Genomic DNA, 17,574 nt, shown 5'->3' with positions numbered 1-17,574 from the left:
TTTCACTTTTAGCTTTTCAACATCGCTTTCGTTTCGATACATCCCGAAGTTTCGGGACTATCGAATTTCACTCAACGGCCGCTTTCTCTCATTACTGAATACTGAATTTTCCACTTTTAGTTTTTCACTTTTAGTTTTTCACTTTTAACTTTTAACTCACCTCTCATCACTAACTACTAATTACTGAACACTGAATTTTCCACTTTTAGTTTTTAACTTTCCACTACTAAAGTGCCTTTACAAACTCTTGCTTTAGCCAGCCTTGTCTGCCATCACCAATTTCTAACTTATAAAAACCATTAAAACCATCCAGCAATTTTATTTTGGTACCCTCGTGTAGCAAAAAAGCTTCAGATGCTTTTGGATTGGGTTCTGCTTTCACAGAGGCCTCTTCAGAAAAAATGATTCCGTAGCGCTCTTGTAAAGCATCTTGCTGTTGTATAAACGCAAAGCTAAATGAAGAAATAAAAAGAATCACTCCAATGACAGCAACCGAAAAAAGTAAGCGTTTAGTCGCCGTTCCTACTGAAAAATAATACCAAATAAAGAAAACAACAAAGATAAAAACGCCTACAACCGCTATTTTCGCCCAAGTTTCACTGCTTAACTTGCCTATGGTATTTGATTTCAGTTTATTAAATCCCATTGGGGCTGCCTCCTCAATTGCATCTATGGTCATTTGCTGAGCAAAAGCCAGATTATTTTGCACATCCTCATTTTGCGGACTCAATTGCAAGGCTTTTTCATAATAGAAAATACTCGGCGCAATATGATCTAATTTATAATGGGCATTTCCCAAATTGTAATACAAAGCCACCGACTCTTGCTCGCCATCTAAAATCTGTTCGTATTTCGATATCGCCGCCTCATAATTTCCGTTAGCATAATCTTGAGTGGCTTTTTCAAAAACAGCAGCATAATCTTGACCTATAACATTCAGCGAAAAGCTTAAAAAACAAAGGAATAATATCTTTCTCATAGCTTAAAGGTCTTTATCTATTAAGGACAATACTTGAGCAGCTTGCTCATAATCTTGTTCCATCGCGGCTTGTGAAGACAAACTATACCGAGCCATCTCACAGTTTTTTAGCAATTGAATAAAATCTTCTGTCGTACCCGAATCTATCTTTTTCTCAGTCAAAATAGTTCTAATCCTATCTTTACTCATATCACTGGTTTGTATAGATAGTTTGGCTTTTAGGAAATTATGTAAAGATTTTTCTAAGGCCAAGTAAAATGCATTGGGATCGCCAATATTCTTCTTTGCTTCAGAAAGGTATTTTTTAGCCAACCTATCAGCTTTCTTTACACGTTTTCCTGCCACATCATTTAAGCGTTCTTTTCTCTTTTTTCCGAAGATGATACTTAGTGGAATCGCTAACAAGGGTAAAAGAATCAGCAGCCAAAACCATAAGCTTTTAAAGAAAGTTTCTTCGCCCATAGGTTTTAAATTAGGCTGTAACTTAATATACCTAAACTGACTTCCCTTAGAAATAACCTCTTGTTTAGTAGTGCTCCCGCTTCCCGAAGTATTAGGAACGCTAGCCACTGGACCATTTTCTACATTAATCATCAATTGCTTAGAATTTACTTCTTTGTAAGTGCCACTATTTACATCAAAATAAGAGAAACTTACTGGTTCTATAGGATATTTCCCTTTTTGCTGCGGAACAATCGTATAAGTATCGCTAATGTTTCCCACCACGCCATTATGACCAGTTTTTGTATCTTGATTGTGTTGTGGTTCATAAACTTCTAAAGAAGCTGGAAGCGTTAGTTTTGGCAATTGAAAAAGCATTAAATTCCCGTTACCGGAAACTTTTACTTTAGCTTCTAAAGCTTCTGAAGCATCTAAACTTTGCTTGTTGGTAGTTACACTAAAGTTAAAACTCCCTACCGCACCCGTAAAACTCGCTGGTTTCCCCTCCTGCGGAAGCGGTTTTACATCAATATTCTTCTTACTGGCAGAAACTCTTTGTTGAACGGTTTCATACAGTCTCCTTCCAAAAATATCTCTCCGGTCTGAAGGCACTTCTACCGCAACCGATAAGGTTAAAGGTTCTATCTCAAGCTCTCCTGTTTTCTGCGGATATAAAATTGTTTTTCTTAAACTTACGTAACGGTAAGGCTCTCCTTGATAGGTGCCATCTTTTACATCAAGACGAGAAACATCTATGTTTTCACTCCAAAAGTCGGGGAATTTAGGAGTATCTACGGGACGCCACTGACTTACATTAATATTAGGACTTACATATAAAATGTATTCTACGCTTATCCCTTCATTTAAATAAGGATTTTCATTAGAAATTTTCGTTACCAAATGAATATTTTGAGACGCTACAATCTCGGCATTCGTCCCGTCGGTTGGTTTGTTTACCGCAGCAACCACTTTAATCTCTATGGGCGTGGTCTTATACGTGGTTCCGTCAATTAAAATTTCGGCTTGGCCAATAGTAAAATTCCCTCTTCTGTTGGGTTGCAAATAATACCCGTAAGATTTTTGATAGGTTCGTTTGCCGTTAATCCAACTGTTGCTAATGGATTGGTAAGGACCGCCAACAACGTTAAAACCTCTAAAATCTGGCGGATTAAAATTATCGCCATCTTGGTTCATTTTAAAATCAATGCGCACCCGTTCGTTAACGCCAATGGTTTCTCGACTAACTTCTGCCTCAAATTTTACTTGTGCTCCTACTACCTGACAAAGAAAAAAACCGATAAGAGCAACTATAAATTTACTTTTCATTACCAATCTTTTTCTGTTTCTACTTTTTTACCTTTTGCTTTCTTAGCATTTATTTTATCCTGAATCTCTTTCTCTTGATTTTCCATCGCTTCTAGCAAGTTTTTAATTTGCTGCGGAGAAAGTTGTCCTTGGGCTTGCTGTGGTTTCTGCTCTTTAGACTCATCTCCTTTTTCTTCTGAAGGATCTTTAGGCTGCTCTTCTTTCTTCTCATCGCCGTCTTTCTCCTCTTCTTTATCGCTTTTATCCTGCTCGTCTTTTTGATCGCCTTCGTCACCCTTATCTTTATTCTCTCCTTCTTCCTTCTTATTATCTCCGTCTTCTTTTTCGTCTTTGTTTTGCTGATCTTTTTTATCTTGATCCTCTTGATCTTTGTCTTTATCCTGATCTTGTTCTTGCTCCTGCTGCTGTTTCTCTAGCATCTTTTTAGCCAAAGCTAAATTATAACGCGTTTGATCGTCTTGAGGATTGTTACGCAGTGCATTTTTAAAAGCTTCTACGGCAGGTTCGTATTCTTTCTGCTTCATATACGCATTCCCTTGGTTGTGAAAAGCTTTGTGTTTTAAAGCTTTACTTTGCGAGGTTTCTCCGGCTTGTTTTAATCGTGGTGCCGACTCCTTTTCTTTATCTTTTGCATAATATAAATTTCCTAGGTTATATTTAGCTTCCGCATTTTCGGGATCCTTAGAAATGGCTTTCCTATAGTTAGCTTCGGCTTGTGCAAAATCATTTTCGGCTAAAGATTTTTGCGCTTGCGCGGAATAACTTCTAGCCTGCTTTTGAGCTTTTTTATTCTCTTCTTGAGCAGAAACAATTCCGCTGAAAAGCAAAAGAATAAAAACAAATCCTTGCTGTATACCTCTAACATTAATATAATAGTGCTTAATCTGCATGGTTCTCTTTCTTTTCATTAAACAAATTAAGTTGCATCACCCAAGCTGTTTTTCGCTCTAATAAGAACACATCTAATACTATAAAAAGTATGCCAAAAGCAATAAACCACTGAAATTGATCTTTATAAGCAGCAAATTGCTTGGTTTCAAATTCGGTTTTTTCTAAAGAATTTAGAGCTTCGGTTACTTTGTCCAAGACTTCTTGAGTATTGGCGCCGTTCATATAAATTCCGTCTGCATTTTCGGCAATTAGCTCTAAGGTAGAAGAATCCATTCTGGTGATCACCGTCTCTCCGTTGCTGTCTTTCTTATAACTTTGAGTTACCCCATTTCTTTTTATAGGAATTGTGCCTCCTTTTTCGGTTCCTAAACCAATAGTGAAAATTCTAATCCCTTTTTCTTTAGCATTCTCCACCACTTCTTCTATTTCGCCGCCATGATCTTCCCCGTCACTCAAAATAAATAACACTCTACTCGTTTGAGACTCATCGTCATAATAGGTTTCTGCCAATTTAATGGCTTCTCCAATGGCAGTACCTTGACTAGAAACCATATCTGTATTCATAGATTGCAAAAATAACTTTGCAGAACCATAATCTGTAGTAATAGGCAACTGCGGAAACGCTGACCCAGCATAGGCGATAATTCCAATACGGTCACTAGCCAAATTATTAACGATTTGGGTGACCAATTGTTTGGATTTATCCAACCGGTTAGGCGCAATATCTTCGGCGAGCATACTTTTAGACACATCCATCGCAAAAACAACGTCTACGCCTTCGCGTTTAAGCGTTTCCGTCTTAGTTCCTATTTTGGGATTAACCAATGCGATCACAAAACACGCGAACGCAAGAGACAATAAAATTACTTTTAACAAAGGCTTAAACACCGATCTGTTAGGACTTAACTGATCTAAAAAAGAACGCTCTGCAAACTTCTTCTGCGTTTTCCGTTTCCAGATTACTTGTGCGGCATACAAGAGCAACACCACCGGAATTACCGCTAGCAACCAAAAATATATTTTCTCTTCTAATACTAACATTTACACAAAACTTCTAAAAATAGTTCTCTTTAAAACAAACTCTATTAATAATAAAACCCCTGCTAATAAAAGTAAAGGCCTGTATTTTTCATCATAATTGTAATACTTAAACTCCTCCACCTCGGTGGTTTCAAGTTTATTAATTTCGTCGTAAATCGCTTCTAGTTTATCATTATCTGTAGCTCTAAAGTATTTCCCGCCCGTTTTCTGAGCAATTTCCTTCATAAGCTCTTCATCTATTTCCACTTTTACGCTTCCGTATCGTATTCTTCCGTTTCTATCCATAGACACAGGTCCCAACGCCATTCCGTTAGTTCCTATTCCAATGGTGTAGGTTTTAATGTCGTATTCCATCGCCAATTCCGTAGCAATTTTTGGATCTATAAATCCCGAATTATTAACTCCATCTGTCAATAAAATAATCACTTTACTTTTTGCTTTGCTATCTTTTAAACGGTTTACTGAAGTTGCCAATCCCATTCCGATAGCCGTTCCTCCTTCTAACAAATTACTAAATTCTATACTTTGTAGAGCTTCTAACACAATTCGTTTATCGCTTGTAATAGGCGTTTTGGTGTAACTTTCTCCTGCATATTCAACCACTCCAATACGATCATTGGGACGCTCTTTCACAAACTCTGAAGCCACTTTTTTAAGTGCTTCGATACGATTTGGTTTTAAATCTTGCGCCAACATACTCGCCGAAACATCTATCGCAATCATAATATCTATCCCTTGCGTAGAATTGGTTTTAGTAGAAACGTCTACGGTTCTTGGTCTAGCCATTGCCGTGATTAATAAAGCCAATGCCAACAAGCGAAGTACAAACAATAAAGGTCTTAGTTTTGGTAAAATTCCTTGATTTACCTTAAAACCCTTAAGACTCGATATTTTAACTTCTGGCGTTTGCTTGTTGCGTTTCCAAAAATACCATAGAATAAGTATAGGAAGTAGCAAGAAAAGCCAAAACCATTGTGGATGCTCAAATGTGATCTGATTATAGTTGAACATTATTCTTCTGTTATCTTTAGTTCTATCGAGTTTATAATTCTATTGGTTATTTCTTCCGCGGCAGCGTTATCTTTTTTATACACCAACATCAACTGCTCAAAAGCACCATTGTAGCCAAAATTAAGAATGGTATATGATTTTTGAATACTGCGATTTTCTAATAATGGATTCTTAATTTTAAAACTTCCAAAAATTTTGATGCCTTCTGCCCCGTTTACCGTCGTAAACTCTTCATTCTTCATTAAAATATTAATGGCTCCTTTATTTTCAAAATCCGTGTAAACGGCATCTATAGACTTGTCTAAATCAAATTCTTTCTTTTCTGGAAAGTTCACCAAGCTTAGATTAATATGGTATTCTCCTAAAATACTACCGTAAGAGAAACTCTCTATCATAGCTCCATTTTGCGCTTGTGGCAAGGTATCTTGTTGCATATTTCTCACCAATACTTTTGGCGTAATAAGCGATACTGGCGGATTCCCATATTCACTTTGGATCCATTCTCCCCGCAATAATTCTTTTGAGGGACTGCCCAATATAGTGTCTTGCACATAATCCCAGCCTTTAAGACCAATAAACCCAATGGCGCTTACCACCAAGATTCCAATTCCAGCAACAATACTTATGATAATGGTTTTTCGCTTTCTTCTCTTGGCTACGGCTTCGCGATAAGCTTGGTCTTGTAGCAACTCTTCTTCTGTAGGCTCTGGAATGGCTTCTTTAAAAGCAAAAATATTTTCCTCAACGGTTTGTCGGTCAGATTTTGCGGTGATTCTATCCATGGAAGCTCCGGCAAACTTAATAAGATCGGCGCGAGTTAATACTTCTTCCAACTTACGTATGTCTTCCTTACCAATGCGCAATTTTTCTTTTTCCGTTAAAGAATTTAAGCGTGCAATAAGCTCGTTGGTGGTACTTTCTAAAGCTCTATCGTCTATTTTTTCATCAATATAGCGACGTATGGCTTCCGTTAACGAAGAATAATACGACTTTATTTGTCCGTTTTCTAATTGGTGACTTTCATCTAAAGTTTTTAAACTGAGCATCGCCTTTTCAAAAGGAGGGACTTTTTGTTGTGCCGCTGTTTTTTTCTTATTTCGTTTCCATAAAAAGAATACCAAAGCGCCAATAATTATAAGTGTTGCCAGCAACCACCACACCCAAACGGGTATAGAAAAAGGTTTATCTACTTTAATAGAGGGTTTTACAGGATATAATTTTTGCGTTGTTGTGTCTACCGCTACGTTTCGCACCTCAACCAATAAAGAATCGGTGTAAAAAGTGGCATCGTTGATTAGAATACGCTGCCGCGGAATAGTATACGTACCCGAATCAAATTGCGTTAAGGCATATTCTCTTATAAGCTTGAATCTGTGTTTATTGATAGTGGTATCTACCGCTGAAGCTTCTACATTCTCTAGCGGCATAAAAGTTTGACCTTCGGGGAAAACAACCAAATTGGTCGTATCGGCTTCTACCTGAATTTTGTACGTAATTTGAGCGCCAATGGGGATGGAAGTACTATCAATACTCGAAGAAATATTTTGTGCCAAAGCTTTTGGAGCCATCACCCATAAGCAGATAAAAAAAAGGAACATCCATTTTTTTTCTGACTTCTGAAAAGTTATATGACCAAGTATCATTTTCATGTTCTTATCCTCTTCGTTTAAAATAACCGAGTAATTTTTTCACATAACCTTCATCTACTCGCGTACTCAAGGTTCCTGCACCGCTTAAATTGAAACTTGTTTTAAAATAATCTACGCGCTCTTGGTAATGCTTCGCATAATTTTTTCTTACCGATGATGATCCTGTATTCACTAAAAGAAATTCTCCCGTTTCTGCATCTTGCATTTGTACCATGCCAAGATTTGGCATTTCTTCTTCGCGCTCATCATAAACGCGTATTCCTGTAACATCGTGTTTGTTGGCTAAAATTTTGAGCGTACGTTGATAGTCATCATCCATAAAATCTGAAAGAATAAAAATGATGGCTTTTTTCTTCATCATATTCCGAATATATTTTAAGGCTGCAGTAACATCGGTTTTTTTGCTTTTAGGCTGAAATTCTAACAACTCTCTAATAATTCTTAATACGTGCATCCTTCCTTTTTTGGGAGGGATATAGAGTTCTATCTGGTCTGAAAAAAGGAGTAAACCTATTTTATCATTGTTTTGGGTTGCCGAGAAAGCCAAGGTTGCAGAGATCTCTGTGATGATATCTTTCTTAAAACTGCTTTGGGTACCAAAAAACTCAGAACCCGAAATGTCTACCATCAACATCATGGTAAGTTCGCGTTCCTCTTCAAAAATCTTGACAAAAGGTTCGTTATACCGCGCGGTGACATTCCAATCTATAGCTCGTACATCGTCACCAAATTGATATTGACGCACCTCGCTAAAGGTCATTCCGCGACCTTTAAAGGTAGAATGGTATTCCCCTCCAAACACGTGGTTACTTAACCGGCGTGTTTTAATTTCTATCTTTCGTACTTTTTTTAGTAATTCTTTGGTATCCATAGTATGCTTTCTTATTTAATGATGCATTACATCATATTCAATTCGATCGCTTTTTTATGGCACTTCAATTTCGTTGATAATTTTCCCAACAATATCTTCCGAAGTAATATTTTCTGCTTCCGCCTCGTAGGTAATTCCAACTCTATGGCGAAGTACATCCATCACTACAGCTCTTACATCTTCTGGAATTACATAACCTCTACGTTTTATAAAAGCGTAGCATTTTGCTGCTGTTGCAAGGTTAATACTTCCACGAGGAGAAGCTCCAAAAGAAATAAGCGGTTTTAAAGACTCTAAATTATAGCGTTCTGGGTAACGCGTAGCAAAAACAATATCTAGAATATATTTTTCTATTTTCTCATCCATATATACATCTCTTGCGGCTTGTTGCGCACTGCGGATTTGATCTAGAGAAACTACAGGATTTACCTGCTCAAAACTTCCTTTTAAGTTAGCACGTACCACTAACTGTTCGTCTTCAAGCGTAGGATAATCAATTACCGTTTTTAGCATAAAACGATCCACTTGAGCTTCTGGTAAAGGATAAGTTCCCTCTTGTTCCACTGGGTTTTGGGTTGCCATTACTAAAAATGGCTTATCTAATACAAAGGTAGTATCGCCAATGGTGACTTGCTTTTCTTGCATCGCCTCCAGTAAAGCTGATTGCACTTTTGCTGGCGCACGGTTAATCTCATCCGCCAATACAAAATTGGCGAAAATAGGTCCTTTTTTTATGCTGAAATCAGAGAGCTTTATGTTATAAATCATGGTTCCCACCACATCTGCGGGAAGTAAATCTGGCGTAAACTGAATTCTGCTAAAGCTTCCCTTTACCGCCTTAGAAAGCGTATTAATGGCTAAGGTTTTTGCCAATCCTGGTACTCCTTCTAATAAAATATGACCTTGACCTAATAAACCAATCAATAAGCGCTCAATCATGTGTTTTTGCCCCACAATAACCTTATTCATCTCGTTGGTTAATACATCTACAAAAGCACTTTCTCTTTGAATTTTTTCATTCAATTCTGAAATGTCTACTGATGAGTTTTGCTGCTGATCCATTCCTCGTTTTATTTTATTTTTTTGTGAACTTTATAACGTTGCAAAGTGAAAAAATTATTATTGATTCCTTGTTAACAATTGGTTAAAACCTATGAAATAGTTTTCAACCAAATTGCTCTCCCAAAAGACGCTAAGATTTGATCAATGTTGCAAAAAAAAGAGGTGGTTTGAAAATGAAGTTGAAATTGAAGTTGAAATTGAAGTAGAAGCAGAAGTTGAAGCCAAAGATTGAAAATGAAGTCGAAGTCAAAATTGAAAAAATCAGAACACCCTACACACCCCCTGCCCGAATGTATTCGTTCAGGCGGGCTAACCCCTTATTTTGGCTACGCTCAGCACAGGCGTTTTAGAAGACAAATCATTCTTAAACATCGCTCTCTAACTCGCAACAAAACTATCTTTTGAGTCAAAAGCGCTTAAGTTAGATAGTGTTTTAATGCTTCCACGATGATTTATTCTATTTCTAAAATCTATTGAAACTCGTTAATTAGGTTAATCTTTTTCCTAGTTATACTAAAATTTCTATCTTCCGTAAAGATTTGTATAACCCCCCTTAAAAAGAATACAATGAAAAAAACAGCTTTTATTACAGGCGCTTCTAGCGGAATTGGAAAAGCAACGGCCATCGCTTTGGCTAAAGAAGGTTTTCAATTGGTACTCTGCGGAAGAAGAGAAACAAAACTAACCGAACTACAGGAATTTTTAAAACATACACCCACCCATCAACTTTTATTTGATGTGAGAGACAAAGAAGAGGTAAAAAAAGCAATTCAGTCTTTGCCAGAAGCGTTCAAAGAAATAGACGTATTGATTAATAATGCAGGAAATGCTCACGGATTGGATACTTTTCAAGACGGAAATCTAGACGATTGGGATGCGATGATTGATATTAATGTGAAAGGACTTTTATATGTGAGTAAAGAAATTATTCCAGCTATGCTAAAAAGAGAAGAAGGCCACATTATAAATATTGGTTCTACCGCCGGAAAAGAAGTTTACCCCAAGGGAAATGTGTATTGCGCCAGCAAACACGCGGTAGATGCAATTAACCAAGGAATGCGCTTAGATCTTAACGGCACTGGCGTAAAAGTTGGCGCCATTAATCCTGGCTTGGTAGAAACCGAGTTTAGCAAAGTACGTTTTAAAGGGGACGAAGATAGAGCCAATAAAGTGTACCAGGGTTATAAAGCCTTACAAGCAAAAGACATTGCCGAAATTATTTGCTTTGTCGTTACGCGTCCTTACCACGTTAATATTGCAGATCTTACCGTGATGTGTACCGCGCAAGCTTCTTCGACTATTGTCGACAAAAATTAAAATTTACTCCCATGATTAACAAACGCTTATTAATTAAAAACTTACTCGCCCACAGCGATGAAAATAGTTTTTATGACAAGAAGCTACAGGTGAATTTGGGAGACAAAGAAGGGAAAGCTAAATTATTAAAGCATATTTGCGCCTTATCTAACAGCAATCCATACAACAACAGTTATATTGTTATTGGGGTGGAAGATCAAAAAAACCTCATCATTGGAGTCGATTTTTATGATGATAGCAAAATACAAAATTTGGTGAATGCATATTTAACAAAACTGCCAAGAGTAAATTATGCCAATATTTTATTTCCGCATTTACCCGATGGGAAAGTGGTGGGTTTAATTAGTATAAGTCCCAACAAAGAAAAAACATGTTCTCTAAAAAAGAACATTTGGAAGTACTATGGCGGCATGGTTTTTTACCGCAAAGGCAGCATTAGTATGCCACAAAGTTTTGAGGTAAAAGTCGACGATACCAATGTAGAGAAAGTAGCGGCAATAGAAAGTCACTCCCAAAACACCATTAAATATACCTTAGATGGCGTTTTTGATTTTATGCAACGCAGTAAAGATTACAATCCCACGTACCATGTTTTTAAAGAATATTTTGTGGTTTGCTGGGCTGGGAAAAAGAAAGTGAATCACCGGGGTACTTTTTACTCTAGAGTCAATATTCAGCTGATTAACGAGCAGGTAAAATTATTTTATTCAGATTTGGATGAAGTGAGTATTGAGATTGACGAGGATGAGTTTAAAATTTTAGAATATGTACATTTGGGTCTTTACAAATCGTACAGGTATTATCCCCTAGAGGAAGTGACGATTAAATTTCACAACAACATCAGTTATGAGATTGAAAATAAAATGGTGTTTGAGCCGCCTCAATTTTCAAAATCTACTTTGTATCATATTATGAACAGCAATAGCAGCCTCATTAAAAAGATGCAGAAAGAAATCCGCTTAAGCGAAATAGAAAAAGAAGACCTTCTAAAACTTCCTGCCAATTATTTATTATGCTATTTTAATGGTTTCCCCGAAGCGATTGAAGAATTGGAAAGAGCCAAAGATTTATTAAAAGATAACTATCCAGAAGCTTATTTGCGTTATAAAGAAAATATTAGGATTTTAAGAAAAGTAAAATACAATTAAATGAATAGAATTTTTGCCATTGGCGATATACACGGCGGCTTAAAAGCCTTGAAACAATTGCTAGAGAAAGCAAATATAACCTCTAAAGATCAACTTATTTTTTTGGGAGATTATGTAGATGGGTGGAGTGATTCTGCCAACGTAATCTCTTACCTTATAGAATTAGCCAAGCAGAATAGCTGTATTTTTATACGCGGTAATCATGACGACTTATTGCACCAATGGCTCAAAACTCACAAAACCAACGAAAAATGGTTAGAGCACGGCGGGCAATCGAGTATAGATGTGTATCGGAATTTACCAGAAGAAACGATCGAGCAGCACCTTAACTTTTTTAATGAAATGGTGAACTACTATATTGATGATAAAAACAGATTGTTTCTTCACGCGGGTTTCTCCAACCTCCACGGCCCAGAACATGAATATGAACCGTATATGCTGTATTGGGACAGGACTTTATGGGAAACCGCTTTGTGCTTAGATAAAAGCATCCCCAAAGATGATTTTCGTTACCCCAAACGTTTGTCTTTATTTGAAGAGATTTTTATAGGACACACGCCGGTTACCCGAATTAATCAAGAAAACCCCGTACAAGCTGCCAATGTATGGAATGTAGATACGGGCGCTGCGTTTAAGGGAAAATTATCTATGATAGAAGTACACAGCAAAGAGGTTTTTCAAAGCGATCCTGTTTGGAAATTATATCCTCACGAAAAAGGAAGAAATTAACCTATATTTGCACAAAATTAAATCTTATGAAAAAATTATACGCGCTAGCTTTTCTTTTCCTTATCGGAATAAGTGTTAAAGCACAAGAAGAAAGCTTTCCTCAAAACGAGGTAAAGTTAAACATCGCCAATACCATTGCGATCGCATCGGTAGAAGTGGGTTACGAACGCTTTATAGGCTTTAACCAATCTGTAGATGCTGAGTTTCTAATTAACGACCGTATTAATTACCACAGCGAAAAAGGCTCTAGAAAGTTTAACACCAATAGTATTAAAATAGGTTACAACTATTATTTTGGAAAAGAGAATGCAGGTTCTGGTATTTATGCCAATCCATTTATAAAATACCGTTTTGGCGATTTTGAACAAGATTTTAATGTTGAAGGTACTACAGTAAACACTTCTGTAGATATGAATGCCTTTATGGTTGGTTTAGGTGTTGGTTATAAATGGAATTTTGGCGACAAATTCGTCTTAGGACCTTATGTTTCTATTGCGCGTAACTTTAGTGACGAGGTAAAAGACCGCTTTTCTGCGATTGAATTTCACGCAGGTTTTAGTGTGGGGTATAGATTCTAAAAACGATACTAAATCATACAATATATAAAATCCGCTTTATGCGGATTTTTTTATCCTTATACCTATCAATTAACCTCTTAAAACACATTTAATTAGATTAAAGTAAATAATTGTTAGTTTTTATGAATAATTTGATTTAGATTTAAGAAATTATTCACATTAAAACCAATGTATTTATGAAACAAAAACAAATCACACAACCCCCCCATCAAAATTAAAGCCAAAATGCTTTAAATGGGGCTTGTATTTTAGCCTTCTTCTCATGCTATCTTTTACTTTTTATAGCTGTCAAAAAGATGAGTTTATAGAGGAATCTGGTATAGAAAGCCATTCTGAAAAAAATTTAAAGTTTGAATTTAAAAATAAAACTTTTGCTGAATTAACTAAAGAAACTAAATTTAAAAAAGCCTACCAGAAATTTATAGATAAGAAAGTAGGGAATTCTAATTTTGAAGGTAGAACAATAATGGAAGATCAATACGGTTTTACCATAGATTCGAGTTTAGTTAAAGAATTCTCATCAGAGCTTTATACCTCGTACACTTTCTTTATAACAAGAGATTCACTTCATAATGATTATTTTGAAAACTTAGTCGTAGAAATTGATAGTTCAAATACGGTTACTGCAGTAATTGTAAAGTATTTTTTAAACTCGCCAAATATAACCTACCCAGAACACAAATCATTCTATTTAGATGCTAATGCAGTTGAAATAACCCCAATAAACTTTAACAATGATCTATCTAAAGTATCAGCTTTGGGTGATTGTATAGGGATATGGATGTGTCCTTGGCAAGATGATCACCCGGCAACAAATGTTTGTGTAGAAGAGAATAGAGGAGACTTATGGCTAGATACCTCTATGTGTGATGATAGTGTAGGATCATCCAACGAATCTTCTTCAAACAATGGTGAATCTTCTAGCAGCGGCGGCGGCAGTACTGGCGGAGGAAGTGGCACACCACCCACAAATGACTATGATGGCAGCGACCCAGATATTCATGGAAACGGCGGCGGCGTTACTACTTCTCCTAACACAGGTTGTGAAGGGAATTGTTTTGAAGAGGTAATTGTAGGCACACCTTGTGAAAATATTACCAGACAAACCAATACCGCTTCTTATAAACAAAGATTTAAAAATTTAAACACTCCAGAAAATATTAATGCCAATCAAGAATCTGGGTTCTATCAAAACTTGGTTAACGGCAAAAAAAGATTTTTTGATGGTGTACCAGTAGGTAATCAACATCTACAAATACCAGAAGGGTCTTTAAATGCCACGCACGTGCATAATAAAAAACCTATGGTTAGTGCAACTGGAATAAATTTTGATGGTAGTTCAAAAATACCTTCTCCCGAAGATGTAGCTCAGTTGGTTACTAAGTGTCATGATGCAAACTCAACTAATCCAGAAAATGCATTTGTTATTACCGTTACCGACCAAGGTATTTTTGCTGTAACACTTTTAGAAAGTATAAGTCAAAGTGAGGAAATAGCCATCACGCAAAATTGGAGAGAATTTAAAAAAAATTATTATGACCTTTCAATAGGTATTAAAACGGAATATTCTACTCCAGAATCCAGAAGTGATGCCTTACAATATATGCTACTTAAACAACTAAAAAAAGTAGGGTTAGGTGATAAAGTTGCACTTTTTAAAGCTACTATAGAAAATGAAAGTGATCCAGATATCAATAATTATAATATTAAGTGGAGTAGAATAACTCTCGGCGGAAATTTATTTAACCCACTAGATGAAACTCCTTGTCCATAAACCTAAATAAATTATAATATGAAAAATATAATAAAATTAATCCTATTTTTATTTACAGTAAATGTAAGTTGCCAAGTAACTAATATAGTACCATTAAATACGGTCTATTATTCTGATGGAGCTTATTTAAAAGACCTCAACAACGAACTTTCTTTATTAGAAGGTACTTGGGAAGGAACCTTAAACAATAAGAAATACATATTTCAATTTACAGTATTTTATCAACATTTAGAGACAGGAGCAGATGGTTCTTATGAATATGAGGATAAACTATCGGGAAAATTTAAAGTGATTGACCTAGGTACAAACCAAGTACTTTATGATAATCTAAATGCAAGTAATTATGAAGATTACGGGATATTAAACTTTATCATATTAGGTAATGAGTTTATGATGGGTTTCTTTGACACACCGAACAACTGCTATAATCAAGCAGACTTTAGTATCATTAAAGATCCCAATAATTTAAACCAGATTACTTATAAAAGTTTTGAAATGGGCGATTATGGAGGGTTAACTCCTTGTAACTATAATACACAAGAAGATATTCCTATGTTTTTACCCACACAAGAACTTATTTTAACCAAGCAATAAATCTTTTATTAAGAATACACAAGACCCGCTTTTATCGAGCGGGTTTTGTATTTTAGGACTATTCAAAATAAAAAACAACGGTACAATTAAAGAAAAGTTTCTAAATAATAACGAAAATGTTGAAAGCGAAACTTGCTAAAAAATAAACTTAAAATAATACACTATGAAAAACATACTTTTAATTTGTTTGTTTGCTATCGCAGCTTTGAGTTGCAAAGCACAAACATTACCATCACCACAAAACATCATTCCTGTTGAACAGCAAATTATAAATCGGATTAATGAAATAGAGGTTCCAGATAATACGTACTATAAAGATATTAATAACTTATTTGATAAATATATTGGCGTCTGGACTGGAAACTATAATAACAAAAGCTATGAGTTCGTTATATCTAAAATTAATAAAAGCTTTTTAGGCATTACTGTAGATGAACTTATAATTAAATATAAAATAACAGATAATAACGGAAATATTCTGGTTAATACAACAAATTTACCCGATGATGATTTGTTAGTAATTGAGGGAGACTATCTAGATGAGAATGGAGAAACATATCACTTATATTATATTGGGGAAAATTATAAATGTGGTCAAAATGGTTATATTACTATGGCAGTTGTAAATAACGGAACACAGTTAAACTTTGGTTTGTCTGTAGAGGGAGAAATGACGCAGTCTTGCCAAACAGGTCCAGCAGAGCAAATATTTCCAGAATTTATGACTCTCAATAAACAATAATGAATCCAAGTTAAATTTTACTTTAATAATTAAAATACAAAAACCCAACTCATTAGATTTGGGTTTTTGTATTTTAAAACTATGAAAAGAATAATATATATATTCAGCTTAACACTTATTGTATTTGCCTGTAAAGCACAAAACCCTATTATAAATATTGAAGATGATGATGGTTCTGAAATAACCAATGCCTATTATAAAGACACCAATAACCTTCTTGACCCATTTGTGGGAACTTGGGTGTTTGATAATGGCACCCAATACTTAAAAATAGTTTTTGAAAAAAAGACGATGGTCGATACGGGGGACTATTATGAAGATTTATTGATAGGCGAATTTCAATATAAAGAAAATGGTATAGAGCTTACCAATACTTTAGCTAAGCTTACCGATCCATTTCTACCATACGTTTATCACCACAGTATTGATGGTAATTATATAAATACTTACCAACACACTCCTTTTAACGATTATACTTCAGATGTTTTTAGAATAGAGTTAAATATGAGTGAAACGAATGGCTGTTTTAGCAATCTAGATGTAAGAACAGCTTCAGTAAACGGGCAACAAGCCATTCAAATATTTAAACGTGGTGGAATTATAACTATAGAACGTGGTGATCCACCCCCACCAGAGGCCATTATTCCTGGAGGATTTTATTTTCTAATCAAACAATAATTAATCTTAGTAAAAAAGGCACCTAAAAACCCAAGACTTATTCTTGGGTTTTTGTATTTTAAAATTATGAAAAGAATAATATATATATTCAGCTTAACACTTATGGTATTTGCCTGTAAAGCACAAACCGTTTCTCTTACCAACGTAAATTGGCTTACCATACCAGACGGCGCCTATGTAAAAGATACCGATGGGAAATTAAATGCTTTTCTAGGTACTTGGAAATGGACAGATGGCAATGACGAATTTACTGTTGTCTTTGTAAAAAAATTAATGTACGATGGTGATGGTACTCGTAAGTTTAGCCAAGATAAGATTTTGGGAGGTTATCGTTATGTAAATAACGGTGTTGAAATAGCTAACACTCTAAATTTCACGACTAGTTTTAATGTAGATGATACATCAACATTCGCTAATTTTGCAAAAATTATTACAGGTATTAATGATGATTTAAAAAGTCTTAGAATGCAGGTAGGCGATGCAATAAAACACAAAAGCCTCAGTGGTAGTTTTGAATTAATAGACATTTTAATCCTTCCTAACGGTAACTATTCAACAACTCAAGCGCATTGGACACTAAGGGAAAAGGAGTTTATAAGCATAAATGGAAATCCGCCATTACCAGAAGACGGTATTGGATTACCCGATGATATCATCCTCACTAAACAATAGTATTATAAAAATAAGTATTTTAAAACCCAACCTTAATAAGTTGGGTTTTTAATTGAAAATTTCGATTCTTT

The 17,574-nt window shown here is 35.5% G+C and carries 17 protein-coding genes; 9 read left to right on the top strand and 8 right to left on the bottom strand.

Annotated features, from left to right (window positions below; genetic code table 11):
* Positions 1-226 precede the first annotated feature (226 nt).
* Genes RLT85_RS07635 through RLT85_RS07600 form a run of 8 tightly spaced genes read right to left on the bottom strand, consistent with a single transcriptional unit; the run spans position 227 to position 9,271 of the window.
* Complete coding sequence (locus RLT85_RS07635) at positions 227-979, bottom strand: tetratricopeptide repeat protein (protein ID WP_311401437.1); 753 nt, start codon at positions 977-979, stop codon at positions 227-229.
* Between the two features lie 3 nt (positions 980-982).
* Positions 983-2,746: a BatD family protein gene (locus RLT85_RS07630; protein ID WP_311401436.1), complete on the bottom strand. Its 1,764-nt coding sequence runs from the start codon at positions 2,744-2,746 to the stop codon at positions 983-985.
* The gene (locus RLT85_RS07625; protein WP_311401435.1) at positions 2,746-3,636 is read right to left on the bottom strand and encodes a tetratricopeptide repeat protein; all 891 of its coding nucleotides are present in this window, start codon (positions 3,634-3,636) and stop codon (positions 2,746-2,748) included. The genes RLT85_RS07630 and RLT85_RS07625 overlap by 1 nt, the downstream gene beginning before the upstream one ends.
* Positions 3,626-4,678 (bottom strand): vWA domain-containing protein, encoded by a 1,053-nt coding sequence (locus RLT85_RS07620; RefSeq protein WP_311401434.1) that lies wholly within the window; start codon positions 4,676-4,678, stop codon positions 3,626-3,628. Before RLT85_RS07620 ends, RLT85_RS07625 begins: the two co-directional genes overlap by 11 nt.
* Positions 4,679-5,689, bottom strand: coding sequence for a vWA domain-containing protein (locus RLT85_RS07615; RefSeq protein ID WP_311401433.1), 1,011 nt, complete (start codon positions 5,687-5,689; stop codon positions 4,679-4,681).
* Positions 5,689-7,338 carry a DUF4381 domain-containing protein gene (locus RLT85_RS07610; RefSeq protein WP_311401432.1) on the bottom strand — a complete coding sequence of 550 codons (1,650 nt, stop codon included), beginning with the start codon at positions 7,336-7,338 and terminating at the stop codon, positions 5,689-5,691. The genes RLT85_RS07615 and RLT85_RS07610 overlap by 1 nt, the downstream gene beginning before the upstream one ends.
* A 4-nt stretch (positions 7,339-7,342) precedes the next feature.
* A complete protein-coding gene (locus RLT85_RS07605; RefSeq protein ID WP_311401431.1) occupies positions 7,343-8,209 on the bottom strand; it encodes a DUF58 domain-containing protein in 867 nt (288 codons plus the stop codon).
* Between the two features lie 54 nt (positions 8,210-8,263).
* Positions 8,264-9,271 carry an AAA family ATPase gene (locus RLT85_RS07600; protein WP_311401430.1) on the bottom strand — a complete coding sequence of 336 codons (1,008 nt, stop codon included), beginning with the start codon at positions 9,269-9,271 and terminating at the stop codon, positions 8,264-8,266.
* A gap of 567 nt (positions 9,272-9,838) precedes the next feature.
* On the opposite strand from RLT85_RS07600, the gene RLT85_RS07595 reads away from it, so the two are divergent.
* The 9 genes from RLT85_RS07595 to RLT85_RS07555 all read left to right on the top strand — a co-directional run bounded on the left by RLT85_RS07595 (position 9,839) and on the right by RLT85_RS07555 (position 17,503).
* Positions 9,839-10,588, top strand: coding sequence for an SDR family NAD(P)-dependent oxidoreductase (locus RLT85_RS07595; RefSeq protein WP_311401429.1), 750 nt, complete (start codon positions 9,839-9,841; stop codon positions 10,586-10,588).
* Between the two features lie 11 nt (positions 10,589-10,599).
* A complete protein-coding gene (locus tag RLT85_RS07590) occupies positions 10,600-11,736 on the top strand; it encodes an ATP-binding protein (protein ID WP_311401428.1) in 1,137 nt (378 codons plus the stop codon).
* Positions 11,737-12,465: a metallophosphoesterase family protein gene (locus RLT85_RS07585; protein WP_311401427.1), complete on the top strand. Its 729-nt coding sequence runs from the start codon at positions 11,737-11,739 to the stop codon at positions 12,463-12,465. It abuts the gene before it with no gap.
* A gap of 26 nt (positions 12,466-12,491) precedes the next feature.
* A complete protein-coding gene (locus tag RLT85_RS07580) occupies positions 12,492-13,043 on the top strand; it encodes an autotransporter outer membrane beta-barrel domain-containing protein (protein WP_311401426.1) in 552 nt (183 codons plus the stop codon).
* Between the two features lie 262 nt (positions 13,044-13,305).
* Positions 13,306-14,817 (top strand): hypothetical protein, encoded by a 1,512-nt coding sequence (locus RLT85_RS07575; protein WP_311401425.1) that lies wholly within the window; start codon positions 13,306-13,308, stop codon positions 14,815-14,817.
* Between the two features lie 18 nt (positions 14,818-14,835).
* Positions 14,836-15,411 (top strand): hypothetical protein, encoded by a 576-nt coding sequence (locus tag RLT85_RS07570; protein WP_311401424.1) that lies wholly within the window; start codon positions 14,836-14,838, stop codon positions 15,409-15,411.
* A gap of 163 nt (positions 15,412-15,574) precedes the next feature.
* Positions 15,575-16,153, top strand: a complete 579-nt coding sequence (locus tag RLT85_RS07565) for a DUF6705 family protein (RefSeq protein WP_311401423.1) — start codon at positions 15,575-15,577, stop codon at positions 16,151-16,153.
* 81 nt (positions 16,154-16,234) lie between these two features.
* Positions 16,235-16,831 carry a DUF6705 family protein gene (locus tag RLT85_RS07560; protein WP_311401422.1) on the top strand — a complete coding sequence of 199 codons (597 nt, stop codon included), beginning with the start codon at positions 16,235-16,237 and terminating at the stop codon, positions 16,829-16,831.
* A gap of 66 nt (positions 16,832-16,897) precedes the next feature.
* The gene (locus RLT85_RS07555) at positions 16,898-17,503 is read left to right on the top strand and encodes a DUF6705 family protein (protein WP_311401421.1); all 606 of its coding nucleotides are present in this window, start codon (positions 16,898-16,900) and stop codon (positions 17,501-17,503) included.
* The last annotated feature ends 71 nt before the right edge of the window (positions 17,504-17,574 follow it).

Source organism: Mesonia ostreae (assembly GCF_031845265.1).
Classification (GTDB): domain Bacteria; phylum Bacteroidota; class Bacteroidia; order Flavobacteriales; family Flavobacteriaceae; genus Mesonia; species Mesonia ostreae.
This window is presented reverse-complemented; position numbering and strand designations above follow the sequence as displayed.